Source organism: Selenomonas sputigena ATCC 35185, assembly GCF_000208405.1.
GTDB classification, from domain to species: domain Bacteria; phylum Bacillota; class Negativicutes; order Selenomonadales; family Selenomonadaceae; genus Selenomonas; species Selenomonas sputigena.
The window spans coordinates 651,921-677,208 of sequence record NC_015437.1 but is presented as its reverse complement, the minus strand read 5'-3'; the positions used below and the strand labels follow the sequence as shown (position 1 = coordinate 677,208).

At 59.1% G+C, this 25,288-nt stretch carries 24 protein-coding genes; 9 read left to right on the top strand and 15 right to left on the bottom strand.

The window, feature by feature from the left end; translation table 11 throughout:
* Nucleotides 1–49: 49 nt before the first annotated feature.
* The 4 genes from SELSP_RS02980 (at nt 50) to SELSP_RS02970 (ending at nt 4,446) form a co-directional block, all read left to right on the top strand.
* Complete coding sequence (locus tag SELSP_RS02980; protein ID WP_006193393.1) at nt 50–2,047, top strand: molybdopterin-dependent oxidoreductase; 1,998 nt, start codon at nt 50–52, stop codon at nt 2,045–2,047.
* Complete coding sequence (locus tag SELSP_RS12605; RefSeq protein WP_081443697.1) at nt 2,048–2,230, top strand: type II toxin-antitoxin system RelE/ParE family toxin; 183 nt, start codon at nt 2,048–2,050, stop codon at nt 2,228–2,230.
* Between the two features lie 28 nt (nt 2,231–2,258).
* Nucleotides 2,259–2,528 (top strand): helix-turn-helix domain-containing protein, encoded by a 270-nt coding sequence (locus tag SELSP_RS11885; RefSeq protein ID WP_006193394.1) that lies wholly within the window; start codon nt 2,259–2,261, stop codon nt 2,526–2,528.
* A gap of 289 nt (nt 2,529–2,817) precedes the next feature.
* A complete protein-coding gene (locus SELSP_RS02970) occupies nt 2,818–4,446 on the top strand; it encodes a ribonuclease J (protein ID WP_006193395.1) in 1,629 nt (542 codons plus the stop codon).
* 102 nt (nt 4,447–4,548) lie between these two features.
* Here the strand turns inward: SELSP_RS02970 and rpsU are convergent, their stop codons facing one another.
* Together rpsU and SELSP_RS02960 are read right to left on the bottom strand one after the other, a co-directional pair.
* Nucleotides 4,549–4,731, bottom strand: coding sequence for a 30S ribosomal protein S21 (gene rpsU / locus SELSP_RS02965; RefSeq protein ID WP_006193396.1), 183 nt, complete (start codon nt 4,729–4,731; stop codon nt 4,549–4,551).
* Nucleotides 4,732–4,849: 118 nt separating this feature from the next.
* Entirely contained in the window at nt 4,850–5,197 is a 348-nt protein-coding gene (locus SELSP_RS02960; protein WP_006193397.1) for a histidine triad nucleotide-binding protein, read from the bottom strand.
* 318 nt (nt 5,198–5,515) lie between these two features.
* Between SELSP_RS02960 and SELSP_RS02955 the strand changes: the two genes are divergently transcribed.
* Nucleotides 5,516–5,788 carry a type II toxin-antitoxin system RelB/DinJ family antitoxin gene (locus tag SELSP_RS02955; RefSeq protein ID WP_006193399.1) on the top strand — a complete coding sequence of 91 codons (273 nt, stop codon included), beginning with the start codon at nt 5,516–5,518 and terminating at the stop codon, nt 5,786–5,788.
* Nucleotides 5,785–6,066 carry a type II toxin-antitoxin system YafQ family toxin gene (locus tag SELSP_RS02950; RefSeq protein ID WP_006193400.1) on the top strand — a complete coding sequence of 94 codons (282 nt, stop codon included), beginning with the start codon at nt 5,785–5,787 and terminating at the stop codon, nt 6,064–6,066. Before SELSP_RS02955 ends, SELSP_RS02950 begins: the two co-directional genes overlap by 4 nt.
* A gap of 324 nt (nt 6,067–6,390) precedes the next feature.
* Here the strand turns inward: SELSP_RS02950 and SELSP_RS02945 are convergent, their stop codons facing one another.
* From SELSP_RS02945 to SELSP_RS02935, 3 genes are all read right to left on the bottom strand, one after another.
* The gene (locus SELSP_RS02945) at nt 6,391–8,028 is read right to left on the bottom strand and encodes a ShlB/FhaC/HecB family hemolysin secretion/activation protein (RefSeq protein ID WP_006193401.1); all 1,638 of its coding nucleotides are present in this window, start codon (nt 8,026–8,028) and stop codon (nt 6,391–6,393) included.
* Nucleotides 8,029–8,246: 218 nt separating this feature from the next.
* On the bottom strand, nt 8,247–12,839 hold the full coding sequence (locus tag SELSP_RS02940; protein WP_006193403.1) for a YDG domain-containing protein: 4,593 nt from the start codon (nt 12,837–12,839) through the stop codon (nt 8,247–8,249).
* The gene (locus SELSP_RS02935) at nt 12,836–13,654 is read right to left on the bottom strand and encodes an ion transporter (RefSeq protein ID WP_006193404.1); all 819 of its coding nucleotides are present in this window, start codon (nt 13,652–13,654) and stop codon (nt 12,836–12,838) included. Before SELSP_RS02935 ends, SELSP_RS02940 begins: the two co-directional genes overlap by 4 nt.
* 248 nt (nt 13,655–13,902) lie before the next feature.
* Between SELSP_RS02935 and SELSP_RS02930 the strand changes: the two genes are divergently transcribed.
* The 3 genes from SELSP_RS02930 to SELSP_RS02920 are packed head-to-tail and all read left to right on the top strand — an operon-like array spanning nt 13,903 to nt 16,904.
* Nucleotides 13,903–14,631: a LytR/AlgR family response regulator transcription factor gene (locus SELSP_RS02930; RefSeq protein WP_013740629.1), complete on the top strand. Its 729-nt coding sequence runs from the start codon at nt 13,903–13,905 to the stop codon at nt 14,629–14,631.
* Nucleotides 14,632–14,641: 10 nt separating this feature from the next.
* A complete protein-coding gene (locus SELSP_RS02925; protein ID WP_013740628.1) occupies nt 14,642–16,045 on the top strand; it encodes an ATP-binding protein in 1,404 nt (467 codons plus the stop codon).
* Nucleotides 16,038–16,904 carry a hypothetical protein gene (locus SELSP_RS02920; protein ID WP_006193408.1) on the top strand — a complete coding sequence of 289 codons (867 nt, stop codon included), beginning with the start codon at nt 16,038–16,040 and terminating at the stop codon, nt 16,902–16,904. The genes SELSP_RS02925 and SELSP_RS02920 overlap by 8 nt, the downstream gene beginning before the upstream one ends.
* Here SELSP_RS02920 and mtaB read toward each other — a convergent pair.
* The 10 genes from mtaB to SELSP_RS02870 form a co-directional block, all read right to left on the bottom strand.
* Nucleotides 16,887–18,185, bottom strand: coding sequence for a tRNA (N(6)-L-threonylcarbamoyladenosine(37)-C(2))-methylthiotransferase MtaB (gene mtaB / locus SELSP_RS02915; RefSeq protein WP_013740627.1), 1,299 nt, complete (start codon nt 18,183–18,185; stop codon nt 16,887–16,889). The genes SELSP_RS02920 and mtaB overlap by 18 nt on opposite strands.
* Entirely contained in the window at nt 18,136–18,921 is a 786-nt protein-coding gene (locus SELSP_RS02910; protein WP_006193410.1) for a 16S rRNA (uracil(1498)-N(3))-methyltransferase, read from the bottom strand. The genes mtaB and SELSP_RS02910 overlap by 50 nt, the downstream gene beginning before the upstream one ends.
* Nucleotides 18,918–19,880, bottom strand: coding sequence for a 50S ribosomal protein L11 methyltransferase (gene prmA, locus SELSP_RS02905; protein WP_006193411.1), 963 nt, complete (start codon nt 19,878–19,880; stop codon nt 18,918–18,920). The genes SELSP_RS02910 and prmA overlap by 4 nt, the downstream gene beginning before the upstream one ends.
* Before the next feature lie 104 nt (nt 19,881–19,984).
* Nucleotides 19,985–21,319: a lipase family protein gene (locus tag SELSP_RS02900; protein WP_013740625.1), complete on the bottom strand. Its 1,335-nt coding sequence runs from the start codon at nt 21,317–21,319 to the stop codon at nt 19,985–19,987.
* Between the two features lie 246 nt (nt 21,320–21,565).
* Nucleotides 21,566–21,841, bottom strand: a complete 276-nt coding sequence (locus SELSP_RS02895; RefSeq protein WP_013740624.1) for a GNAT family N-acetyltransferase — start codon at nt 21,839–21,841, stop codon at nt 21,566–21,568.
* Between the two features lie 27 nt (nt 21,842–21,868).
* Nucleotides 21,869–22,390, bottom strand: coding sequence for a signal peptidase I (gene lepB / locus SELSP_RS02890; protein WP_013740623.1), 522 nt, complete (start codon nt 22,388–22,390; stop codon nt 21,869–21,871).
* 83 nt (nt 22,391–22,473) lie between these two features.
* On the bottom strand, nt 22,474–22,815 hold the full coding sequence (gene rplS / locus SELSP_RS02885) for a 50S ribosomal protein L19 (RefSeq protein ID WP_006193415.1): 342 nt from the start codon (nt 22,813–22,815) through the stop codon (nt 22,474–22,476).
* Nucleotides 22,816–22,995: 180 nt separating this feature from the next.
* Complete coding sequence (locus SELSP_RS02880; RefSeq protein WP_006193416.1) at nt 22,996–23,712, bottom strand: amino acid ABC transporter ATP-binding protein; 717 nt, start codon at nt 23,710–23,712, stop codon at nt 22,996–22,998.
* Nucleotides 23,699–24,364, bottom strand: a complete 666-nt coding sequence (locus SELSP_RS02875; protein WP_006193417.1) for an amino acid ABC transporter permease — start codon at nt 24,362–24,364, stop codon at nt 23,699–23,701. Before SELSP_RS02875 ends, SELSP_RS02880 begins: the two co-directional genes overlap by 14 nt.
* Nucleotides 24,365–24,385: 21 nt before the next feature.
* Nucleotides 24,386–25,165 (bottom strand): basic amino acid ABC transporter substrate-binding protein, encoded by a 780-nt coding sequence (locus SELSP_RS02870; protein WP_013740622.1) that lies wholly within the window; start codon nt 25,163–25,165, stop codon nt 24,386–24,388.
* Between the last annotated feature and the right edge of the window lie 123 nt (nt 25,166–25,288).

Genomic DNA, 25,288 nt, shown 5'->3' with positions numbered 1-25,288 from the left:
ACGCTCGTGCGCGGCCTTATCTTCGCTCTGCTTGTTGGGAGGAATCATCATGGAAATCCTGCGCTCGGTCTGTCCCTACGACTGTCCCGACTGCTGCGGCCTTCTCGTCGAGGTCGAGGACGGGCTGGCTCGAAAGGTCAAAGGCGACCCCGCACACAGTTTCACGCGCGGCACGCTCTGTCCAAAAATGGCGCATTACGAGCGCACCGTCCATTCGCCGCGCCGTCTCCTCACGCCGCTCAAGCGCACGGGAAAGAAGGGCGCGGGCGAGTTCCGTCCGATTTCCTGGCGAGATGCGGTGCAGGAGATCGCCGCACGCTGGCAGGAAATCATCGCGCAGTACGGCGCGGAGGCCATACAGCCCTACTCCTACGCAGGAACGATGGGACTCTTGCAGCACGACGCCTATCACGCGCTCTTCCGCGCACTCGGAGCGGCAGAGCTTGACCGCACGATCTGCTCCCCCGCAAAGCGTCATGGCTGGAACTCCGTCATGGGAGCGACCCTCGCCATCCGCCCGCAGGAAGCACAGCAAAGCGATCTCATCATCCTCTGGAGTCTCTCCATGCTCGCGACGGACATCCACTTCGCGCACGATGTGCAGGTGGCAAAAAAGCGCGGCGCCAAAATCTGGTGCGTCGATACATACGAGACGGCAACGGCGCGTCAGGCCGACCGCGCCTTCTTCGTGCGCCCCGGCACGGACGGCGCACTCGCGCTCGCACTGCTCCATGTGCTGGAAACAGAGGGACTCACGGACGAGACTTTCCTCGCCGCGCACGTCCAAGGCTGGCAAGAACTGAAAAAAGATGTCCTGCCGCGCCATACGCCGGAAAGCGCCGCTGCTGTCACGGGACTTTCTCCCGCGGCCATACGAGAACTCGCCCTCGCCTACGGCAAGGCGCGCGCGCCCTTCATCCGTCTTGGCAGCGGCTTCTCGCGCTATACGAACGGCGCGATGACGACGCGCCTCCTGCTCGCTCTGCCCGCCGCCGTCGGCGCATGGAAGAAGCCGGGCGGCGGCCTCCTCTCCTCCGTGCCGGGCAGCCGAGCCTTCAGCAAGAACATCGTGCAGCGCCCCGACCTGCGGAAAAACGTGCGCCTCGTCAACATGTGCGAAATCGGCAACGCCTTGACCTCCGCCTCCGAGCCGCCCATCAAGAGCCTCTTCGTCTACTCCTCGAATCCTGCCTGCACCGCACCCGACCAGAAGAAAGTGACCGAGGGACTTCTGCGCGATGACCTCTTCACCGTCGTGCACGAACGCTTCCTGACCGACACGGCGCTCTATGCCGACATCGTGCTGCCGGCGACGACCTCGCTCGAGCACAGCGACATCTATGCAGCCTATGGACACTACACGATCCAGCGCGGCGAAGCTGTCATTTTGCCCATCGGCGAGTCGAAGCCGAACTGGGCAGTCGCCTGCCTGCTGGCCGACGCCCTAGGGCTTGACGACCCGTTCTTCAAAAAAAGCGAGGATGAACTCATCGACGAGCTGATCGCCTCGACCGACGCCTGGCCGCTTCCCGTAGACAAGGCAGCGCTCGCCGCAGGGCTGCCCGTCGACCTTCCTCTGCCCGAGAATTACAAGCTCGACTTCAAAACGCCCTCGGGCAAGATCGAACTCCTGAACCCGAAAGAAGAGCCGCCCCTGCCCGACTACTTCCCCGCCCACGGCGACGACGAGCCGTTCCAATTCATCAGCGCTCCCGATGCACGCATCCTCGACTCCTCCTTCAACGAGCGTGAGGAACTCTCGCGCGGCAAGGTCATGGAACTTCTGATGCACCCCGACGATGCAGAAAAGCTCGGGCTTGCGGACGGCGACCCCGTCGTATGCAGCAACGAGCGCGGCGCGGCCGGCTTCACGCTCGCCCTGAGCCGCCGCGTCCGCCCCGGCACGCTCGTCAGCGAAGGCGTCTGGTGGCGCGCCTACTGCAAAGGAAGGTGCGGCCTCAACATGCTGACCAGCCAGCGCCTGACCGACAAGGGCGGCGGCAGCACCTTCTACGACGTAAACGTCCGCGTCGAGCGGGAGTCATAAATCCACGACTCCCTGCCCTGCAGAAACTTCACGAACTGCAGAATCATTTTTTTCGTCTGGCAGAACGGCACGATCGTCTTGTTGCACACCTTCTCAAAAAAGTCACAGAAGACGCCTGTGCAGGAAATCCGTACAGCATTACGAAAAAAACAACAATGGGAAAAAGATTTTTCATCACGCTAAAAATCTACACCTAAAAGGAGTCCTTATCATGCGCAGTTGGCAAAGCAAAAAAAAGGAAATTCAATCTTTGACGGAAACTGAAAAAAGTGAACTATCTCTTGCCGCAAGTCTGGTTGCGCAAATCATCGAAACTCGCGAGAAAAAAGGATGGACGCAGAGAGATTTGGCACAAAGATCAGGCATTGCACAATCTTCCATTGCTCGTTTTGAAAGATGCGGTGCGATGCCGAGGCTCGATACCTTTGCCAAAATTTCCAACTGCGTAGGACTTCGCCTCGCCTTAGTAGAAAATCCATAAAGAGGCTTGTCCGTTCGCCGCCTTCACGGGCGGCTTTTTGTCGTTTTCTTTTGCAAAAAGAGTTCATGTGTTATATAATACTATGAGATGTGTATTGATCGGCTAAAACTTGCTGGACGTATGTTCAGCTATCACACAGGACATGACAGGAAGCGCGGATACATTCAGCGCTTCCTAAAACAAAAATTTCGGAGGTGTATATTTTTTGGCTTCAAATTCTTCAAACACACATTCTGCCACACATTCTGCCAATCATCCGGCCAATGCAAAAAAATTACAGGTCATCCCCTTGGGCGGCCTCGGGGAAATCGGCAAGAACATGACGGTATTGCGTTTCGGCAATGACATTCTCGTCATCGACGCGGGACTGATGTTTCCGACGGAGGACATGCTCGGCATCGACCTCGTCATCCCAGACATCACCTATCTGTTGGAAAACCGCGACTGTATCAAAGGCATCGTACTGACGCACGGTCACGAGGATCACATCGGCGCTCTGCCGTACGTCCTCACGCAGATCGACGTTCCCGTCTACGGCACGCCGCTGACGCTCGGCATCCTCAAGGGACGCTTGGAGGAGCGCGGCGTTTCGACGCAGAACCTCCATCCCATCATGGCGGGCGATCAGCTGCGGCTCGGCTGCTTCGCCATCAAGTTCGTGCGCGTGAACCACAGCATCCCCGATGCCGTGGCGCTCGCGATCCGCACGCCACTCGGCACGATCTTTCACACGGGCGACTTCAAGATGGACTACACGCCCGTCGACGGAAAGCTCACGGACTTCAAGACGCTCTCGGAAATCGGCAACAAGAGCGTGCTGCTCATGCTTGCCGACAGCACGAACGCCGAGCGCACAGAGCCTGTGCCGAGCGAAGCGACCGTCGGCGTCGCCTTCGACCGCGTATTTCGGCGCGCACGCGGGCGCATCATCGTCGCGACCTTCTCCTCGAACGTCTCACGCATCCAGCAGATCATCGACTCCGCCGTGCGCTACCGCCGCAAGGTGGCGATCCTTGGCCGCAGCATGGTCAACGTCACGAACATCGCGATGGAACTCGGCTATCTGACCGCACCCGAGGGCACGATCGTCGACATCGACGAGATTGGCCGCTACAACGACAACCAGATCGTCATCGCGACGACAGGCAGCCAGGGCGAGCCGATGTCCGCTCTGACGCGCATGGCGATGAGCTCGCATCGCAAGGTCAACATCACGCCGATGGACACCATCATCATCTCGGCGACGCCGATTCCCGGCAACGAACGCTACGTCGGCAAGACCATCGATCTCCTCCTGAAGCTCGGCGCTGACGTCGTCTACGGCAGGAGCGAGGGCATCCACGTTTCGGGTCACGCTGGGCAGGATGCACTGAAGCTCATGCACAATTTGATCCGCCCGCGCTACTTCATGCCCGTGCACGGCGAATACCGCATGCTCGTGCGCCATGCCAAGCTCGCGCAGAGCCTCGGCATGCCGGAAGAAAACATCTTCCTCAATGAGAACGGCGGCATCCTTGAATTCACGCGCAATACGGCGAAACTCAACGGCAAGGTGCAGTCCGGCATCGTCCTCATCGACGGTCTCGGCGTTGGCGACGTCGGCAACATCGTCCTGCGCGACCGCCAGCAGCTCTCGCGCGAAGGCGTCATCATCGTCGTCGTGACGATCAACCGCTCCTCCGGCCGCATGGTCTCCGGACCCGATTTCGTGTCACGCGGCTTCGTCTACGTGCGCGAATCCGAAGAACTCATGGATACCGCCAGAAGGCGCGTCTTCAGCGCTCTCAAGAAGTGCGAGGATGAGCACATCACCGAATGGTCCTCCATCAAGACGACCATCCGCGACGTTCTCGGCCGCTTCATCTTCGACGCCACACGCCGCCGCCCCATGATCCTGCCGATCATCATGGAAGCGTAAGCTTGATACACAGACAAGATTCAATGCACGAAAAAAATCCGCAGAGCATAAGCTTTGCGGATTTTTGTTTCAGCTTCTCTCACACGCTTCCATCACGAATCATCATGCGCGGAACTTGCGCTTACGAGCCGCCTCGGACTTCTTCTTGCGCTTGACGCTCGGTTTCTCGTAATGTTCACGTTTCCTAACTTCTGCCAAAGTACCAGCCTTCTGGCAGGTACGCTTGAATCTGCGGAGAGCACTGTCGATCGTTTCGTTCTTTCCTACTTTGACCTCATTTGCCATTGTTCTTCCCCCCCTCCACTAGATTTGGGGCGCACGGGAAGGCGGGCGCATAAAATAATTGCCAACACTGCATCGTGCACCTTATCATTATACATGATTTCCTTTTCGGGGTCAACCATCAACCGGGCGGCCATTGCATGGATCGTCCGCCTAAGAGATGAAAATGCAGATGCCCGACGGTCTGTCCACCCTCCTCGCCCGTATTGACGACGACGCGGAAGCCTTTTTCCGCAAGGCCCAGCTCCTTTGCGAGCTGCGGCACGACATCGACATGGATGTGCGCGACGAGTGCCCTGTCTTCCTGCGTCAAGCCGAGCAGACTCTTGATATGCTTCTTCGGAATGATGAGTACATGCACGGGCGCCTGCGGCTCAAGATCCTTGAAGGCGATGACGGAATCATCCTCATAAACCGCTGTCGCGGGAATCTCCTTCGCCGCGATGCGGCAAAAAATGCAGTCTGCCATCTTTTCCACCTCCCTTCAAAAATCACTGTAATCCTTCATCCTTATCACCATTATTCGACTTTCATGGCGAAAAACCTGCCGCCAGAGAAAAGATTGGGAAGAAACGCTCCGTTTTCAACGGTTGTCTAACTCTTCGATAGGGTTTGTCTAGCATTTAGCTTTTTTATGACCATTTTTGGAATTTTTGTGTCCAGTTTTTGTTGACAAGTGCAGTTTTGGAGATTTTACATCCCCATCCCCAGTCATGAATAAGAATTTTGCTTTACATCGTAAACCAAACAAGATATACTTTTTCTAAAAGGAAGGAGTGTGACCATCATGTCAACTGTCCCTACTCAAATAAGAATTGACCGTAATATAAAAGAACAGGCCGGAATTTTGTTTTCTGGGCTGGGCTTGGATATGTCTGGTGCCGTTAATATGTTTCTGCATCAATGCGTTCTTCGTGGAGGCATCCCTTTTTCTATCGAAATGCCGCGTTATAAGCAAAGCACTTTGGCCGCTATGGAAGAAGCAAGAAGAATCTCCCGCGACCCTAATGTTCCCGGCTACGACAATATGGACGACTTGAAGAGGGCATTGGAAGAATGACTTATCGCATCAAATTCACCAGCGCTTATAAGAAAAGTTACAAGCGTGCCAAAAAACGCGGTTTGAATCTCAAACTATTAGATGATGTTATCGAGGTATTGAGACAGGGACATAAGCTAAATGCCAAATACCGTGACCACGAACTCCATGGAAATTGGGCGGGGTTTCGCGAGTGCCATGTTCAACCTGATTGGTTATTGGTGTACCTCGTTGAAAATGACATCCTAACCTTGACCCTTGTCGAAACTGGAACTCATGCAGATATATTCGATGAATAAGCTGTTCATTTATGTTGTGATAAACTAAAATTGTAACGGTAACTGTGTCAGTAACGCCTCTTTTTAATGCGGTTTTCTAGAATATATTCCTGCAAGCGAACGGCATAGTCATATATCTTCTGAACCCTTTGTCGATCTGAATACTTCATGCCACCAAAACCTTTTCTTTCATGATCCTCTCCTCGCAGAAAACCTTAAACAAGCAGCCCCCGTCTCTTTCAAAGAGACGGGGGCTGCTGTCTGTCGGCTGTCATTTCGCTTGTTTTTGCAGCCGAATTGTGTGCTCTCAGCTGCTTTTATGTATCACGCTCTTTTGCTTTTCTCTTACCAGACCTTGCCGACCATGAACCACAGGCGGTTCTTTGCCTTGGCGTCGTCGCTCGCGTTATTGGCAAGGCCGATGCGGCGCGCCCAGTCGAGGCGCAGGAAGTAGTCGCCGGGGCGGCTGTAAGAGATGCCGATGCCCCAGCCTTTGAGGGTTTCGCTGCCGTCTTTTCCGTCGTTGGCGTACTGCACGCGACCCATGTCGAAGTAGGTGCTGAGGACGAGATTCGGCACGTCCGTACGGTACGAAAGCTCAATGCTGCCCAAATAGCCGTTGTCGCCCGAGGCTTCGCCCTGCGGGTAGGCGCGTACGCCGTTCGCTCCGCCGAGGTAGATTTCTTCCGAGCTGTCGAGGTTCGTTCCGGCTTTCTGCGCCTGCGCCTTGAGGCTGATGTTCCAGCGGTCGCTGATCTCGTGGCGCAGGTTGAGGTTCAGCACGGCTTTCGTGAAGCTGCCTTCCGTACCCGCACGCTTCATCTGCCGACGCGCCCAGTCAGAGTCCGCACCGAGATGTCCGAAGTAGCCCGTGAGGTCGTAGCTCCACGAGGTGCGATATTGACGCTCTGCCCCTTTGATGCCGAGATGGAAGGTGCTGCTGTGCTTTTCAAGCTCCATGCCGATCTTCTTGTACTCGTCCTTGAGCCTGCGCCAGTCCCAGCCGTAGGTGACGGCGAGCGAGCTTTGCGCCGTGCGCCAGAGCGGCGTCGTGCCGAAGAGGCTCAAGGTGTCCGCCGTGCCTTCTGCACCGAGACGGCGGAAAGCTCCCGACAGCTCGTAGTCCATGCGGCTGACGCCAATGCCGAGCGTGGTGCCGTCGGCGCCGACGGGGTGGCTGTAGCTGAGGCTGTAGTTGTGCAGGTCTTTGTTGGAGAGGGTCAGCCCCAGGTTCAGACGGTCGCCGCTCTTCGTGAGGTTTTCAAAGCTCCCTTGCAGACCGAAGCGGTAGCGGCCCGAAGGTTCGCTGCCGTAGTTTTCGCTGTAGAGGACATAGCTCCGGCGCTTGCCGTCCTTGACGCGGATCGTGAGGTCGCCCGTGCCGAAGGTTGTGCCCGGCGAGAGAAGCCCTGCCGCTTCGATGCCGCCGAGGGCGGCGATGTTGTAGAGAGCGGTTTCCAAGGGCTTGCCTTCGATGGGTGCGCCTTCTTTGAGTGCATGGGCGAGCCGCTCGATTTTCGCGTCGCTGATGGCGGCGCTGTTTTCGACGGTGATTTTGCCGTAGCGTCCGGCGAGGATGCGGATGGTGAGCGTGCCGTCCGCATTCGACTGCGCCGGCAGGTAGGCGGCTGCCGCAGGGTAGCCGTGGCTGCGCGCGTAGTCGGTAAGTTCGGCGAGCAGGTCGTTGACATCGAGCTCGGAGATGTCGCGGCGAAGGTAGGACGCCGTCCGTTCTTCAATGGCTTTTTCCAAGAGCTGCGTGCCGTCCTGCTCGACGTCGATGCGCGAGAGGCGAAAAGGCATCATCGCCTTGCTGCCGCCTGCATGGTTCGGCAGGCGGCTTTCGAGCGCGTTTTCCTGCGCCTTTTCGGGCAGGTGCGCATCGGATGGCGGCAGGTTCGTCGCGGCGAAGGCTGTGCCCGGCAGGAGAAGCGCCGCCGCAAGGGGCAGCGTAAGTTTGAGGTGCAAGTGTTTTGCTTTCATCTTCAACGGAAAGACTCCTTTTCACAAAGATTTAAGGAATCACTGATAAATTCAGCCACCCATCTTCACATATCTGTGCTGTCCTCTCGTCGTCGACAAATCCTCGACGTAGCACCGCTACGCCTGTGGTTTGTCTCCTCGATAGATACAGCGCATCTATGCAAATCTGGGCGACTTCATTTTATCAGTGTTTCCTTACGAAGCACGGGTATGCGCCATCAAAGACGCAAGCCCTGAATTTCGAAGGCACGCTCCGCATCGAAGCGATAGAGTCCGAGCGTTGCGGCGCGGATGGGACGCGGTGCACCGTAGAGGTAGACGGTGTCGCCGAAGCCGAAGTCGAAGCGCGGCGCAGCATCCTGCACGAGTGCGGCAAGGATGCCGCCTATGGTCGGCATGGCATTGACAGTGAAAGCAGTCGCGTTGTCTGCCGCCTGTCGGATGCGGTAGTTGCCGAGGACGCCGTCCGTGACGCCGCCGACGCGCCCTGTGACACCGTAGCTGCCGGGCGTTTCGGTATCCTTCACTGTACTCTCAAACGTCAAGCCGTCCGCACCGAATACGGATGCGTCTTCACCGTCGGCGAAGCCTTCCGCGCGTCCCTTGAAAGCAGGCAGCGGCTCTCCCTGCGTGACACTCGCCGCGTCGGCGGTCAGCGTGAGGTCGCGATGCGTGATCCTGCCCGCGCCCTGCGCGGTGTCGGCGATGCTGTAGTTTCCTGCATCCGCACCACGGAGGGCGACGCCCGTGTAGTCAACGCGATTTGCCCGAGCGACGTTCTTGTCGTTGTAGGCTGCACCTGCGGCGGCGGCTGTAACGCTTTCACCCGCAACGACATTGTTCAGCGCCGCATGGAACTGCGATGCGTCAGCTGCGGTCGTGCCGTCGTAGGTCTTCGTCTGCGACTCGACTGTATCAACGGTCAGCGTGCGCTTCGTGATCGTGCCCGCCCCCTGCGCCGTTTCAGCAATGGTATAGTTCCCCGCGCCCGTGCCTGTGAGCTTGACGCCTGTGTAGTTGACCTTGCTTGCCTTGGCGACGTTTTTGTCGTTGTACGCCGCGCCCGCAGCGGTCGCGGTGACGCTGTTTTCTTCGCCCGAGACGACATTTTCGAGCGTCGCTTGGAACTCCGATGCCTTTGCCGAGGTCGTGCCGTCGTAGGTCTTTGTCTGCGCCGTGACCGCGCCAACGGTCAGCGTGCGCTTTGCAATCGTACCTGTACCCTGCGCCGTCGTCGCGGCGAGACTGTAGTTGCCCGCATCCGCACCCGCGAGGGCGACGCCTGTGTAGTCAATGCGATTCGCCGCAGCGACGTTCTTGTCGTTGTAGGTCGCAGTGGCGGCGGCGGCGGTGACATTATCCCCCGCGACGGTATTGCCGAGCGTCGCGCGGAACTTCGATGCGTCGGCGGAGGTTGTGCCGTCGTAGGTCTTTGTCTGCGCTGTGACTTCGCCAAGCGTCAGCGCACGCTTTGTGATCGTACCCGCGCCCTGCGCCGTATCGGCGACAGCATAGTTCCCAGCGCCCGTACCCGTGAGCGCGACGCCCGTATAGTTCACGGTGTTTGCCCCCGCGACGTTCTTATCGTTGTACGCCGCGCCCGTGGCGGTCGCGGTCACGCTGTTTTCCTCGCCCGTGACGACATTTCCGAGCGTCGCGCGGAACTTCGATGCGTCTGCGTCTGTCTTGCCGTCATAGATCTTCGTCTGCCCCGCGACTGTGCCAACGGTCAGCGTGCGCCGCGTGATCGTGCCCTTCCCCTCTGCCGTCGTCGCGGCGAGACTGTAGTTCCCCGCGCCCGTGCCTGTGAGCGCAAGCCCCGTGTAGGTGACCTTGTTTGCCGCAGCGACGTTCTTGTCGTTGTAGGTCGCGCCGCCGGCGGTCGCCGTCACGCTGCCTTCCTCGCCCGCGACGAGATTATTCAGCTTCGCTTGGAACTTCGACGTGTCTGCGGAGGTATTGCCGTCGTAGGTCTTGCTCTGCGCCCCGACGGTACCAACGGTCAGTTCGCGCCGCGAGATCGTGCCCGCGCCCTGTGCCGTGGTCGCGGCAAGCGTGTAGTTCCCGGCATCCGCACCCGCGAGACCGACACCCGTGTAGTCGATGCGATTCGCCCCGGCGACGTTCTTGTCGTTGTACGCCGCACCCGTGGCGGTCGCCGTCACCTTGTCACCCGCGATGGCATTGTTCAGTACCGCGCCGAACTTCGACGTGTCTGCGTCGGTCGTACCGTCGTAGGTCTTTGTCTGTGCCGCGACTGCGCCGAGGGTCAGCGCACGCCGCGCGATCGTGCCGATGCCCGTGAGCGCAGTCTTGTCGAGCGTGTAGTTGCCCGCGCCCGTGCCCGTGAGCGTCAGCCCGTTAAACGTGACGGTTTTGTCTGCGGCGGCATTCTTGTCGCTGTATGTGCCTGCAGAAGAACCGAGTGCGATGCCCGTGCCCTCGCCCGTGACAAAGCCCGTGAGGGTATAGTTCGTCCCCTTCGTGAGCGTCTGCGTGACGTTTGCATTGCCGTCGTAGGTCTTATTAAAGCGCGTGCCGCCCACGAGGTTGAGCGTCAGCTGCTTCGGCGTGATTGTCCCCACGCCCTGCGCCTTTTTGATGGTATAGTTCTTCGCACCTGTGCCTGTGAGCGCGAGATTTTGGAACGTCACTTCCTTATCCTTGCCTGCGTTCTTGTCCGCATACTTGCCCGTGACGGCACCCGCCAGTTCGACATCGGTGCCATCGCCCGCGACAAAGCCCGTGAGACCATAGTGCCGCCCCTTCGTGAGCGTCCGCGCGGCGGTATCGCTCCCCCCGTCATAGGTCTTGTCAAAGCGCGTGCCGTTCGTAAAGTTGAGCGTCAGCTCCTTCGGCTTGACCGTGTACGCGCCGCCGACGATGTCATACTGCTCGCTGTAGGCATGATATGTGCCGGCATCCTTCCCTGTCGTCCATGTGATACCGGGGGCGATACCCGTGATGGTCGGCGCCGTGCCGTCGTAGACCTTTTCGCGGTTTGCAAGATGCTTCGTCTTGAGGAATGCCGTGAGCAGCGGCATGGTCTTGCCGTCGTAGATGCGCCACGGCGTCCTCTTGCCGCCCTCGGTGGCAACGTCGCTGCCCCATCCCGCGTATGTCGCCGCCTTCTTCATATCGTCCAGACTGTGCTCTTTGACATCGCTCACTGTAGTATTTCCCAGCTCTTTGCCGACGCCCTTCCGGATCAGAGCGCCATTCCCATCCTTTACACTGCCCTCCTTCCATACGGCATGGCTGACCGTAGCATCGTTCAAATCTCCCACAACGCCGCCGACGGTCGGATCCCCCTGTCCCGTTCTTTGCTCCACATCTCCCGTCTGCACGGCGTTCCGAACGCGGCTGCCCCACGCTACCGATCCCGCAATGCCGCCGAGTATCTCATTTCCCAAGACCTTGCCCGCATTCCGGACATTCTGAACGGTGGAGTCGCCAAACACAAATCCCGCAATGCCGCCGACAGCCTTGTTCCCTTCGACTGTGCCCTCATGGTAGGCGTTCTCAAGGGTACTCTTATTTAGCTCTCCCACAATGCCGCCGACCACGGTATCGCTTCCATAGACCTTACCACTGAAGGAGACGTTCCGTATGGTAGACCATTTTGCAGTTCCCACAATGCCGCCGACATCCTTCACTCCCGACACGGAGGCGTCCTTCAGGGAGACATTCTCGATGCACGCGTGATCCTCGATGTATCCAAACATCCCGCGAGAAACCTGCCCGGCAGTATCGGTCGGTAACTTAATGGTAAGCCCCGTGATCGTGTGCCCTACGCCGTCAAATCGTCCCCTAAAGGTCCCTCTGGTAACATCGCCAATCGGCTGAAAGCCCCCATCCCAGTCCTTTGTCTCGCTTGCCGCGATGTCATCCGCGAGCATATATCTGCCGAGGATCTTCCTCTTATCGGGATCCACGTCATCAATCTGATTCGCGTCCATGTGCTGCAGCTCGTAGACGTTATGCACGCGCATATAGTCATAGTCCCCATGCGTCCCGCCGCCGAGGTTCTTGACATCCCATGTGCGTGCTGTTGCAGATTTTGAGTTGTTCGCATTCTTGTAGTCGGAAACCGTCTTCGAGACCGTTGCGCCGTTTACGGTAAAGTTCCGCGTCGTGGTATTGGCGACATCGTAGCCGATATGCGGCGTTTCCTCGCTGCGGATCGTGACGTTCGCCCCCGTGAGTGCCGTGCCGTTTGCGTCCGTGACAGCATCCGTGTTGAGGACTTTGACGTTCTTGCCCTCGATGTAGAGTTTGCTCGCCTTTACCGTACCGAGGTTCAGCACGTCGCCCGTCTGCGCGGTCGCAGAGAGGGGGCTTGTGCCGTTTGTCTTGAATGTGTTCGTCGCTGCGGCAATGTCAGCGGGGTTCGCCGTCGAGAGGTAGAGTGCGCCCGTATTCACCTGTGACCCTGCGGCGAAGAGGATGCCGTGCGGATTCACGAGGTAGACGTTCCGACCGCCCTCGATCGTGCCGTAGATGTTCGATGCGCCCTCGCCCGTGACGAGGTTCAGATAGTCGCGCGTCTTTGCGCCGCCGTCAAAGCGCACCTTCTCGTTCTGCTCGATGGAGAAGTCCTCCCATTTGAGGATATTGTGCGCGGTCTTGCCCGCGATGTCCATGACCGCGCCGCTCGTGGAGATGTCTGCCTCGGTCTTGTTCGTCGCGGCGTTCGCCCCCTCGATGGGCAGCGCATATGCCGTCTGCGCGGCAAAGGGGGCGGCGAGTGCGCCCGCGAAGATGGCACAGAGGATGGTGCGGCGCAGGTGCTTGTTCGATGATGTTTTCATATTGCTTCGTCCTTTCTTTTCTCTAACAATGTTTCGATTTGTGCGAGGTGCTGACGGATTTCGGCTTCGATTTCATCGGCTCTTCGCTCCTCGGGCGGTGCGTTCTCCGCCGCCTCCGCCGCCTGCTTCTGCTTGACGGCTTCGGAGATGGTGCCAACGGCTTCTACCACGATGCCTACCATGACATTCAAGAGCGTGATGGCGGTGAGAAGAATGAATACCAGAAAGTATAGCCACGCATAAGGGTACATCGCCATGATCGGCCTTGCCACTGCCGTCGCCCACGATTCAAAGGTCATGACCTGGAACAGCGTGAACATGGAGCCGCCGATGTCGCCGAACAGCTCGGGGAACGCATCGCCGTACATCGTACTGCCGAAAACCGCGAAGATATAGAAGACGATGAAGAGCAGCAGAAGCGCCCACGTCATGCTGGGGATCGCCTTGAGCATGGACGATACGAGGATCTGCAGCTCGGGGAACTCGGCGAGCGCCTTGAGCAGTCGGAAGATACGGAAGGCTCGAATGACCGAAATGCTGGAGGAGATAAAGACGATGGAGCTGAGGACGATGACGAAGTCGAAGATGTTCCAGCCCTCTGACCAAAAACTTCGCCGATAAACGAGCAGTTTTGCAATCAACTCAACGGTGAAAATCACCAGACAGGCTTTGTCGACTGCTTCGAGAAACAAGACTTCTTCGGCGGACAGTGTTCGATTCGTCAATACGCCCAATACGGCGGCATTGAGGATGATGACAAAGGTGATGATCTTTTGCGTATGCTTCCAATGAAGCGCTTTTTCCAGTACGTTCATAATCCTCCCATTCTGCCGCTGTCGCCGGCGGCACAGACAGAAATGAAACAAAGGCGCGACACTCCTTTGTCTTATATAATCTCTTTCATTAAGACCAAAGACCTTATCTTTTCTATTTTCTCACATTTATACGAAAGGTCAAGAAAAGTTGTCACAAACGCCGAAAGTATGGTATGAACGCAAAGGAGGGAAATCCATGCTTGCAAATCCGCAGGGATTTCCCTAGAATATGATGAGGAGGTGATACGATGAATATTGCTGTACTGGACGATCTGCCAGAAGATCTGCATCGGCTTTGCGAGCTTCTCGAAAGCGTCTGCGCCGAGCATACGCCGCGCCCCGTGATTCGCGCGTTCACGGACGACAAGAAGTTCCTTGCGTACATGTCCTCCGTACGCGCCGACATCGTCTTTCTCGATATCTATCTGGGGGAGCGCACGGGCATCCAAACGGCACAGATTCTGCGCTCGTTCAATGCGAACTGCGCGATCATCTTCGTGACGACGAGCCGCGAGCACGCGGTGGAGGCATTCGATGTGACGGCGGCGCACTACCTCATCAAGCCCGTGACGGAGGCGGGCGTACGCGAGGCATTGGCGCGTACGCCTTTTTTCAAGAAGGAGCGCCCGACGATCCCGCTCACGATCGAATACACGGAGCAGCGCATACCGATCGAGTACATCCGCTATGTCGATGCCGACGGGCGTCGCTGCTCGTTTCATCTGACGGACGGCACGACGCTCTCCCCCTATATGACGCTCGCCCGCGCACGGGAGCTGCTCGATGCCATGCCGATGTTCCTTTCCTGTCACCGCAGTCTGCTGGTCAATATGGACGAGATCCATCAACTGACTTCGGACGGCATTTTGCTCTCCGACGGCACGCTGCTGCCGATTGCCACGCGCCGCAAAAGCGAGGTCGAGCGCATCTACCGCGCCTATATGCTGGAGAAGATGCGTGCGGGATTTCTGACATAGGAGAAGATTCATGCAGCTATCACCGATGATCGAACTCATGCAGTATCCGTTTGCCGTACCGCTGGTAACGCTTCTCTATACGGCGGTTCACATCCTGCCCGTCAATCTGACCCGTCTTTATATCTTTCGCCATTACTTGCGTTTTTCTCCGCTGCCGATCATTTCGGGGCTGCTCCTGCTCACGGGGATCGAGGCGATCATCCAGATCGAGGCGGTCACGGTGTTTTCGCGGCGCATCGCCTTTCCTTTTCTCTTTTTCATCTTCTTCTACCTGCTCGCGATGACGCGCGTGCCGATTGGCAAGCAGATCTGCATCCTCATCCCCCCGGGACTCATTTGGTTCGCCATGCAGACGGTGATCTATGCCGTAGAGGACGCCTACCCGCTCTTTGATGTGCCGTTCCTGCTCTCGGGGCTTTGCACGATTGTCTGCCTGCCCATCGCTGTGCCGCTTTTTCTCTACTATGGGCGCACGATCGCCGCGCCGCTCCTTGCGGACGATTCCTTCGATGCGGTGTGGACGCCGCTCGCGTGGCTCGGCGGGCTGATTCTCGTGCTCACGATCCTGCTCTCGCCGTTCAATGACCTGCGCACGCATACGGCGCTCTTTGTTCGTCTGAGCGGGGCAGTCGGCGGCTTCTGCTGCATCGGTCTGGCGCTCTATGCCATGAATGCGCGGCTGCGTCAGCGCGTGCTGCGCGAACAGGTGGCACGCGAGGCGGAGATGGCGGCAATCACGCGCCAGAATGCAGCGCGGATGGAGGAAAATGACCGCACGACACGCGCGTTTCGCATGCAGTTCACGGAGATGGTCGCTGCGGCGCAGGAACTGCTCGCACGGGGGGACGCTGCGGGCATCGAGCGGCTGATGGGCGCGGCTGCGTCTGCAATTCATACGCGCTATGCCCCCGTCTGTCGGAATGAGACGGTAAATATTCTCATCGGCTATTGGCAGCCGGTCTTTGAACGGCTCGGCGCACAGACGGCATACCGCATTGAGGTTGGTGCAGAGAACCCGATTGACCCGCTCGATCTGACGGCGATCCTCGGCAATCTGCTCGCCAACGCCGCCGAGGCGTTGGAACGCCTCGCGCCCGATGCCCCGCGCCTCCTGCGGCTCGCGCTCGTCCATCAAGGGGACACGCTCTTTCTGACGGCGGACAACAGCTATGACGGAGAGCTGCGCTACGATGCGGCGGGCAACCTGCTCTCGTCGAAGCGCGGCAACGCAGAGCGCGGCATCGGCATGGAGAGCATCCGCACAAGTCTTGCACGCTATGACGGCACGATGGAGATTGCGCCGGAGGACGATCTCTTCGCGGTGTCCATCGTGCTGCGGGCGACACAGGACAGAGCGGCAAATATCATGCCGATGCCTACCGACGACTGCGGGGAGGGGAACGCTCATGACTGACGCAGAGATTCGGCTGCTCTACACGCTCGTGTGTGCGCCGCCCTTTGACCTGCTCGTTTTCTATGTCTTTCACGATCAGCTGCGCTTTGCGCGGATCTATGTCGTCTGCGGCTATATGCTCGTGCTCGCGCTGACACAGGCCACACAGATGTCTTTGCCGCTCGATATGTCTCTCGTCGCACTTCTCTGCCGCCCGCTCGCTCTCTTCTATATGCTTCTCGTGATCCGCGACCAGCCGCTGCGGGTAATATCCATCGCCCTGCTCGTCTATCCGCTGCTGATGCTTGCGGGAACGCTCGGCACGATGACGGAGCATTTCTTTGGCGCAGGACTGCCGCCGGGGCTGTGGAAATGCCTGCTCATCCCCATGATGTTCCTCCTCGTCCTGCCCGCCGCGCTGCATACGATCCGCCACTTGCTCATGCCGATGCTGTCCGTTGATGATCGGCGGCTCTGGCTCTATCTCAGCGGCTACGAGGTGATTCTCGTCGCGCTCGCCGTCGCCGCCGATCCGGCGAATACGTCGGTGCAGCCGACGATCCTCGCTGCGCGGCTCTTGCTCCCGCTCGCGCTCGTCCAATATCTGCGCGTGTCCACCCTCCTCACGCGCTATGCAGAGGAGGGAAATGCACTGCATCAGCAGCAGCTTCACGAGCAGATGATTCGCACGTCCGAAGAAGCGCGCTATCACACGATGCTCGACCTCTGGCGCAGCTCGCGCCGTATGCGCCACGATCTCAGACACCACATGACGATGATCGCGCAGCTCGCGCATGAGGAGAGCCGCGAGCGCCTTGCCGCGTATCTCGACGATCTCGCCGAGCAGTTCGCAGAGCAAAAGTCAGAGGAACGCAAGTAACTCGCCCCAAACGCCGTCACGATAAAGGTGAACGAGACGCATCGCATGGATGTCTCCCGTCCGAACGGGCGCATCCGTATAGACGCGGATGTAGTTCGCCGTGAGTCCGTCCGTGACGCCCTCGCGCTCCGTCTCGAAGAGAACGGGCATCTCTGTGCCGAGAAAGGCTGCGTGAAACGCCTCGCTCTTCTTTGCGGCGAGCGCCTGCATGCGATGCACGCGCTCCTTCTTCTCCGCCTCGGGAACCTGCGCGGCAAACGCGGCCGCCGGCGTGCCTCGGCGCGGCGAGTAGGGGAATACGTGCATGCGTGCGAAGTTCATGCGCTCGACGAAAGCAAGGCTTTCCTCGAAGAGCTCCTGCGTCTCGCCCGGAAAGCCCACGATGATGTCCGTCGAGATGGCGACGCCGGGCACGGCACGTTCGACGCGTTCGATGAGCGCGGCGAACTTCGCCGTATCGTAGTGACGGTTCATCGCGCGAAGCACTTCATCCGATCCCGCCTGCAGCGGCAGATGAAGATGCCCGGCAAAGCGCTCCTCCTGCGCGAGGAGTGCGAGCAGATCGTCCGACAGCTCGATCGACTCCAAAGAGCCGAGGCGCAGACGCTTGAGCCCCGGCAGGGAAAGAACAGCGCGCACGGCGTCGGCAAGCGTCACATCGCCGAGGTCGCGCCCGTAGCAGCCGAGGTGGATGCCCGTCAGGACGATCTCCTTGAAGCCCATGGCGAGGAGCTTCGCCGCCTCGCGCCGCACGCTCTTCAAGAGGCGCGAGCGCACGGGGCCGCGCGCGTAGGGAATGATGCAAAACGAGCAGAAATTCTCGCAGCCCTCCTCAATTTTCAGAAAAGCACGCGTTCTCGCGGGCGCACCGAAAAGCGGGATGTCCTCGAACTCGGAGGCGTGCATGATGTCGCCCGTGCCGTCGAAGACGCCCGCCTCACGCGCCGCTCGCTCCACGTGATCGACGATCGCCGCACGCTCCTTCGTGCCAAGCACGACGCGCACGCCCTCGATCGAGCGGATCTCCTCGGGTGCGACCTGCGCGTAGCAGCCCGTCACGGCGATGACGGCTCGCTCGTTCAGGCGGCGCGCACGGCGGATGAGCTGGCGCGACTTCTTCTCGCCGAGACTCGTGACCGAGCATGTATTGATGACGTAGACGTCCGCCGCCTCGTCGAAGGGGACGATAGCGTAGCCGCGCTGCCGGAAAAGCCCCTCCATCGTCTCCGTTTCAAACTGATTGACCTTGCAGCCCAAGGTCGTCAATGCTGCTTTTGGCAAAACCTAAATCTCCTTTTTCATACTGCACGAGCGCGAGCGCGACGATCGCCGCCGTATCGACGCGCAGGATGCGCCGACCAAGCGTCACGGCAGAAAAGCCGTGCGCGACTGCAAGCTGCGCCTCCGCCTCATCAAAGCCGCCCTCCGGCCCGACGAGCATGAAGATGCGCCGCGCTTCTGAATCCGAAAGAACCGTGCGCAGCTCCCGCCGCTCTTCCATCTCGTAGAAAAAAAGGCGCAGGGCATATTCCGCTGCCCCCTGCCCTTCCATCGCCGCGCGAAGGGGCACGATCGGCATCACCTCGGGGATGCGCGTGCGCCCGCACTGCTTCGCCGCCTCCGCTGCGATCTTCTGCCAGCGCTCCACGCGTGCACGCGCCTTCTTTTCGTCGTAGCGCACGACGACGTTCTGACTGAGCACGGGACGGATGCACGCGACGCCGAGTTCCGTCGTCTTCTGCACGATGAAGTCCATGCGGTCGCCCTTGGGCAGGCACTGGAAAAGCTCGATTTCCGCCTGCGATTCCGCCGCTTCCGACAGTCGCCGGACGAATCGAAGCTGCACTCTGCCATCTGCAAAGCCCGCGACCTCGGCCTCAGCCGAGCCGCCCGCACCATCGGCAACGAGGAGCTTCTCGCCGAGCTTGGCGCGCATGACGCGCTGCAGATGGTGCGCGTCCGCGCCCCGCACTTCCATCGTGTCCGCGATCTCGCCTTCTAAGAAGACGCGCCTCATCGCGCTCCTCCCCCTTTGACGATGACGGCCGCCCAACCCTTTTCCTGCTCGATCTTCGCAACGGAAAAACCATGCCGGACTGCGGCTTCCACGACATCCGCCAGACGATCCTCGATGATGCCCGACAAGAGCATCGTGCCGCCCGCCGCCAGAGATCCCTTCACCTCGCCGAAAAGGCGCACGATGATGTCGGCGATGATGTTCGCAATGATGAGATCCGCCTCGCCCGCAACGCTCTTTAGAAGATCGCTTCGCTCCGTGCGCACGACGTCCTCTGCACCGTTCTGGCGCACGTTCTCGCGGGCGACGCGCACGGCGACAGGATCGAAGTCCACGGCTTCGACCCTCTTTGCGCCGAGCTTCGCCGCGACGATGGCGAGCACGCCCGAGCCTGTGCCGACATCGAACACCGTCATGCCCGGCCGAACGAGGTCTTCGAGCGCACGGATACACAGGGATGTCGTCGCGTGCTGCCCCGTGCCGAATGCCGCGCCCGGATCAAGCTCTGCGACGATTTCCCCCGCCTCGGCTTCGTATTCTTCCCATGTCGGCTTGATGACGGTGCGTGCGCCGATCTTTTCCGTGTGGAAGAACTCCTTCCACGTCTCGGCCCAATCCTCGTCGGCGACCGCCTTCCACGACACCGCGCCCGCGCCCTTGTCGATGCCGTGCTGCGCGAGAGACGCCAATCGCTCGCTGAGATTCTGCAGCTTTCCCTCAAGCTCTTCGTCGAGCGCCCAGTACGCCTTGACGCGCACGACCTCCGTCTCCTCGCTCTCCTTGAGATCCGTATAGTCCCAGAGTCCCGAACGAATGTATTCGTTCAAGAGCGCCGGATCTTCGATGACCACGCCCGCAGCGCCCAATTCCTGCAAGATTTCCGACACAAGATCCGTCGCCTCGTGCGACGTATCCACGCTCACTTCCGCCCACTGCAAAAAGCATCGCTCCTTTCTCATTCGTTACCATCATACAATAACAAGCCCCTGCGCGCAAGAAAAAGCCCCCGCCCGAAGGCGAGGGAAGCGCACAGGGTTCAAAAAGCGGCCGTTTGCACGCGCATTTACAGTCCCAATGCCGCATCGCGCGTCTCGCTTCCCTTGTACATGAGATAGAGGAACGCCTCGATCGCAGGCAGATCGCCCGTGTTCGTGCTGCGCGATTCCATAGACAGCAGCCGTCCGTCGCTCGTGTAAAGCTCCTCTTCAAGTGTCAGGCGGAAACTGCCATGCCTTTCTCGCAGCAAATTGCCCGAAAAATGCTCGACGAGGACGTACTTGCAGCCGGCAGCGCGGGCGGCAGCGAAAAGCGATTCCTGTGTTCCGCCTTGCGTGGAAAAGACCGTCGGCGCATAGCGGACGTCGAGTGCATCGTGCACGGCACGCTCGATGTACGGCGCATCCTGTGCGAGCGCCTCGGGCAGGTCGAAGGACGACGCCGCGACGTAAAGGCCGCCCGCAAGCTCCTGCGGCGTACCGCAAAACAGCTCGTGCGGTGAATCCGTCTGCACCGCATCATAGTAGCAGCGCAGCGCCTCGTCGAAGTAGAGTGCCATCTCATGATGGAAGCGATCCTCGCGCGTCCGCGGCTTCCAGACGATCTTCTCGCCGAATTGCACGAAGCCCTTTCCCAAAGACTGCAGGATGGCGACAACGGGATCGGCCTTCATGACGATGCGCGTGAAATGAAGCTTCGTTTCGTAGAGCCGTGCAAACTTCTCGTCGCCGACGGCAGGCGCACCGAATGTGATGACCCTGAGCTGCTCGGGCGGCACGCCGAGATCAGCGAGACGCGCCGCCGTCACGAGGGAGGCCGCACCGCCGAGACTGTGCCCCGTCAGATAGAGCACTTCTTCCGGATGCTCCTTGAGCTCATCTGCCAGCGCTTCTCCCGCCGTCCGATTGCCGAACTCCGGCATCTCCTCCGTAAAGAGCGCCGCCATGACGAAATCGTTGAATCCCTTGTGGACGTGCGGCAGATCTCGGGCGTCGCTTCCGGCTGCAACGGCAGTGAACTCCGATGGACTGGTGCCGCCAAAGGGAACGGCAGAAAGGCGCAGATCGACCTCGATATCCTTCTTGTTCTCCGTGCCGGGGAAGGAAAGCACGGCGATGCGCCTGCCGTCTGCAAGCGTCTTTCGCGCCAGATGGACACGCCCCTCTGCGGCTCGCGTCGATGTGCTGCGGCTCTGGAAATCCCAGGCCGTCTCCTTGAGCCAGCTGCGCACGAGAAGTCCGCCGTCGTCGGAATATGAGGCGGAAGAAACGAGCGCGGCAAGCAGGTCGATTTCCGGCTCTTCCTGCGCCGAGGCCGACAGCGGCAAGAATGCAAGGCAAAAGAAAAGCAGCGCCGAAACCAAGGGCAGGAATCGCCGCTCTGCAAAATTCTTTCGTTCCATCTCAACCCCGCCCCCGACAAAATGTTCGCTCCTTTTGGGAAAGTGTATGATAAAAAAAGAGGAAACTACACGCACAAACGTCCACTTCGTGGACATTGTGCGCCGCCCTTACAGAAGCCTAGCCAATCGGTCTGCACCTTCGGCTTGACCTCTTGGGGCTTCATGGTAAAATCAATAGAAGCCGCATTAAGAACGACTCTTATTGATTTCCCTCTCGGCAGTCGTTCTGCCAGAGCATCCGCCCGATTATTGCGATACACCTTTCTCCGCATGTCGCTTCAGCCAGGCTGCCGCATACGAGCACGAAGCATCCTTCACCAGCTTTCCGCCGCGCCGCTCAATCTCCGCGACGGCTCTCGCGATGAGCTTGCCCGCGACGCCCTGACCCTGCAGCGAGGCGTCAACTTCCGTATGGAAAATATCGTAGACTCCCGGCGCTGCTTCCGAAAAATCCGCGCGGGCGAGCACGACGCCGTCCGCGCTCTTGTATACGATGCTGTTTCCTTCCGTCTGAAAATCCATGTCTGCCTCCTTATGCAAGAGCAAGCCTCAAGGCAGGGACTTCGCCTCGGCGACCGGCCAGAACACGACCATCGCCTTGCCCTTGATGAGATCATAGGGGACGAAGCCGACATCGGCGAAGCGACTGTCCTCGGAATTGTTGCGGTTGTCGCCCATGACGAAGATGTGTCCGGCGGGCACCGTCGACAGCGGGTAGTTCGTCAGTGTTTTTTCGAGGATGTAGTCCTCGTTCAACAGCTGCTGATTCAAGAATACCTTGCCATCCTTAATCTCGATCGTGTCGCCGGGCACGGCGATCACGCGCTTGATGAAGTCGCGGCTCGGATCGCGCGGATAGCGGAAGACGATGATCTCGCCGCGCTCCGGCTCCCGCATGCGGTAGATGAACTTGTTGACGACGAGGCGCTCGCGCGACTGCAGGGTCGGCCGCATGGACGGGCCGTCCACGACGTAAAGCTCCACGATGAACTGACGGATGACGAAGGCGAGCACGACGGCGACGACGATCGCCACGAGCCAATCCTTGACTTCTTCTCCCAACGAACTCATAAAATACCTCCTGAAAAGGAAATAGGGACTGCGAAGGGAAAATGCCCAGCCGGCATTCCCCAAGGCAGTCCCCATGATGTGCTTCAGCGCCTCTCGCGGATGCGAGCTGCCTTGCCCGTAAGGTTGCGCAGGTAATAGAGCTTCGCACGGCGCACGATGCCGCGGCGCACGAGCTGAATCTTGTCAAGGCGCGGCGAATGCACCGGGAAAGTACGCTCGACGCCGACGCCGTAAGAAATGCGGCGCACGGTGAACGTCTCGCGAACGCCCGTACCCGAGCGCGCGATGACGACGCCCTCGAACGCCTGGATGCGCTCACGCGTTCCCTCGACGACCTTGACGTGCACGCGCACCGTATCGCCGGGAGCGAACTCGGGGATGTCGGAGCGCAGCTGTTCCTGCTCCAAAGCCTGAATGATGTTCATTTGTTTTCCTCCTTAATCTCAGACGTTCGTAAGAGAGCCTTTTCTCCCCCAGAGGACCGCCCGTATGCTCGCCTATTTTATCACAAAAGGCGGGCAATTTCAACCACTTCTGCAAGAAGTTTTTTTCGCAGGATACTGTCGCTGCATCGCTTCTCTCACTTCTTCACGACGCACGACGCCTCAGAGCACCTTCGACAGGAAGTTCTTCGTCCGCTCTTCTTTCGGATGCTCGAACACTTCTTTCGGTACGCCCTGCTCGATGATCCGCCCGTCGTCAACGAAGAGCAGGCGGTCGCCGACTTCACGCGCAAAGCCCATCTCGTGCGTGACGATGACCATCGTCATGCCCTCGGCGGCCAGGGAGCGCATGACGTCCAAGACCTCCTTGACCATTTCGGGATCGAGAGCGCTCGTCGGCTCATCGAAGAGCATGAGGCGCGGCTTCATCGCGAGCGCACGCGCGATGGCGACGCGCTGCTGCTGACCGCCCGAAAGCTGCTCGGGGTAGGCCTCCGCCTTGTCCGCCAGACCGACTTTCTCCAGGAGCATGCGTGCATCCTTTTCCGCCTCTTCGCGTGCGGTCTTTCTGACCTTGCGCGGCGCAAGCGTGATGTTGTCCAGAACCGTCATGTGCGGGAAGAGATTGAAGCGCTGGAACACCATGCCAACCTCGGCACGCACGCGGTTGATGTCGGCTGCGGAAAGCTCCTTGCCGTCGATGGAGATCTTTCCCTTGGACGGCACATCGAGGTAGTTGATCGAGCGCAGGAGCGTCGACTTTCCCGAGCCGGACGGCCCTATGATGACGACGACTTCCTTGTCCGCGACTTCGAGATCGATGCCCTTGAGGACGAGGTTATCGCCGAATGCCTTGTAAAGCCCCTTAATGCTTATCATCGGTTCTGAACCTCCGTTCGAGATAGGCAACGAGCTGCGAAATGGAAAGCGTCATCACGAGATAAATGATGGCGACGCAAGGCCAGATTTCCAGCGAGCCATAGGTGCGGGCAATGATGAGCTGGCCGCTTCGCGTCAGTTCTTCAAAGCCGATGACCGAGACGAGTGACGAATCCTTCAAAAGTGCGATGAACTCGTTGCCGATCTGCGGTATGACGCGCTTGACCGCCTGCGGCAAAATGATGTGCCACATCGTCTGCAGCCACGTCATGCCCAGGGAACGCCCCGCTTCCATCTGCCCCTTGTCGATCGACTGGATGCCCGAGCGGAAGATCTCGGCGACATAGGCGCCGCTGTTGATGCTGCACGCCGTGATTGCCGCGAAGAACGGATCGACGCGCTGCCCCGAGATGACGGGAAGCGCGAAGTAGATCAAGAAGATCTGCACCAAGAGCGGCGTGCCGCGCAGAAAGTCGATATACGCCATTGCCAGAAGGCGCAGCGGCTTGACCTGCGAGATGCGCGCCACGCCGACGACGAGGCCGATGACAACGCCGAGTGCGACGGAAATCGCCGTGATCTTTATCGTCACAAGCGCACCGACGAGCAGGACGGGGAAGGAATTCACCGCCAGATCGAAATCAAAATTCATGCCTGCACCTCACGACTGCCCTCACTCGGCTTTCTGCCCGAACCACTTCTTGTAAATCTCGTCGTACTTGCCATTTTCCTTGAGCTTCTTCAAGGCTTCGTCGACCTTCTTCTGCAGTTCCTGATTGTCCTTCGCCATGGCGATGCCGTAGTCCTCGGAGGTCAGAAGCTCGTTGACGACGCGCACGTCCTTCTCGCCGCTCTTGGCGATGTAATAGTCGTTGACCGGGCGATCGTTGACGACAGCCTGCACGCCGCCCGCCTTCAGCTCAAGGAAGGTATCCGCCGAGCTGTTCAGCTCCTTGACCTGAATGTCCGGATTCTTCTTGACTTCCTTCGCACTCGTCGTGCCGATCTGCACGGCGACCGTCTTGCCCGCGAGATCCTTGAAGCCGTTGATGTCTGTGTTGTCCTTCTTGACGACGATCGTCAGACCGGACTGATAATAAGGCTCCGAGAAGAGCACGTTCTTCTTGCGCTCGTCGTTGATCGTCATGCCCGAAATCGCGATGTCGATGTTCTTCGACACGAGTGCCGGAATCAAGCCGTCGAAATTGATGTTCTGGATGTCCGCCGTCATGCCCATCTCTTCTGCCACGGCACGCGCGAGATCCATGTCGAACCCCTCGTACTCCTTGCCGTTCTCACCTTGGAACTCGAAAGGCGCGAAGTCCGCATTCGTGCCGACGCGCAGCGTCTTCGACGCCGAGCCCGAATCCCCCGAGCCGCCGCAGCCCGCAACGGCGAAAGAAGCCGCAGCCAGAAGTCCGACAGCGCCGAGCAGCATTTTCTTCATCTTCATGAAAGAATCCCCTCCTAGAAACAAACACTCTATAAAAGCAACATAAAGAAGCTCGGGATGACCCGAGCCCTCTCGCATCGTGTAACATTATAACACAGAAGCAAACGCTTATCCATAGTGTAT

Bases quoted from the DNA above. Each gene is read 5' to 3' on its own strand.
- SELSP_RS02880 (WP_006193416.1), bottom strand. From the start codon at position 23,712: ATGATAAGCATTAAGGGGCTTTACAAGGCATTCGGCGATAACCTCGTC.
- SELSP_RS02925 (WP_013740628.1), top strand. From the start codon at position 14,642: ATGCAGCTATCACCGATGATCGAACTCATGCAGTATCCGTTTGCCGTA.
- SELSP_RS11885 (WP_006193394.1), top strand. From the start codon at position 2,259: ATGCGCAGTTGGCAAAGCAAAAAAAAGGAAATTCAATCTTTGACGGAA.
- prmA (WP_006193411.1), bottom strand. From the start codon at position 19,880: ATGAGAAAGGAGCGATGCTTTTTGCAGTGGGCGGAAGTGAGCGTGGAT.
- rplS (WP_006193415.1), bottom strand. From the start codon at position 22,815: ATGAACATCATTCAGGCTTTGGAGCAGGAACAGCTGCGCTCCGACATC.
- SELSP_RS02895 (WP_013740624.1), bottom strand. From the start codon at position 21,841: ATGGATTTTCAGACGGAAGGAAACAGCATCGTATACAAGAGCGCGGAC.
- SELSP_RS02980 (WP_006193393.1), top strand. From the start codon at position 50: ATGGAAATCCTGCGCTCGGTCTGTCCCTACGACTGTCCCGACTGCTGC.
- SELSP_RS02870 (WP_013740622.1), bottom strand. From the start codon at position 25,165: ATGAAGATGAAGAAAATGCTGCTCGGCGCTGTCGGACTTCTGGCTGCG.
- rpsU (WP_006193396.1), bottom strand. From the start codon at position 4,731: ATGGCAAATGAGGTCAAAGTAGGAAAGAACGAAACGATCGACAGTGCT.
- SELSP_RS02875 (WP_006193417.1), bottom strand. From the start codon at position 24,364: ATGAATTTTGATTTCGATCTGGCGGTGAATTCCTTCCCCGTCCTGCTC.
- lepB (WP_013740623.1), bottom strand. From the start codon at position 22,390: ATGAGTTCGTTGGGAGAAGAAGTCAAGGATTGGCTCGTGGCGATCGTC.
- SELSP_RS02930 (WP_013740629.1), top strand. From the start codon at position 13,903: ATGAATATTGCTGTACTGGACGATCTGCCAGAAGATCTGCATCGGCTT.
- SELSP_RS02940 (WP_006193403.1), bottom strand. From the start codon at position 12,839: ATGAAAACATCATCGAACAAGCACCTGCGCCGCACCATCCTCTGTGCC.
- SELSP_RS02960 (WP_006193397.1), bottom strand. From the start codon at position 5,197: ATGGCAGACTGCATTTTTTGCCGCATCGCGGCGAAGGAGATTCCCGCG.
- SELSP_RS02920 (WP_006193408.1), top strand. From the start codon at position 16,038: ATGACTGACGCAGAGATTCGGCTGCTCTACACGCTCGTGTGTGCGCCG.
- SELSP_RS02950 (WP_006193400.1), top strand. From the start codon at position 5,785: ATGACTTATCGCATCAAATTCACCAGCGCTTATAAGAAAAGTTACAAG.
- SELSP_RS02935 (WP_006193404.1), bottom strand. From the start codon at position 13,654: ATGAACGTACTGGAAAAAGCGCTTCATTGGAAGCATACGCAAAAGATC.
- SELSP_RS02955 (WP_006193399.1), top strand. From the start codon at position 5,516: ATGTCAACTGTCCCTACTCAAATAAGAATTGACCGTAATATAAAAGAA.
- SELSP_RS02900 (WP_013740625.1), bottom strand. From the start codon at position 21,319: ATGGAACGAAAGAATTTTGCAGAGCGGCGATTCCTGCCCTTGGTTTCG.
- SELSP_RS02910 (WP_006193410.1), bottom strand. From the start codon at position 18,921: ATGAGGCGCGTCTTCTTAGAAGGCGAGATCGCGGACACGATGGAAGTG.
- SELSP_RS02945 (WP_006193401.1), bottom strand. From the start codon at position 8,028: ATGAAAGCAAAACACTTGCACCTCAAACTTACGCTGCCCCTTGCGGCG.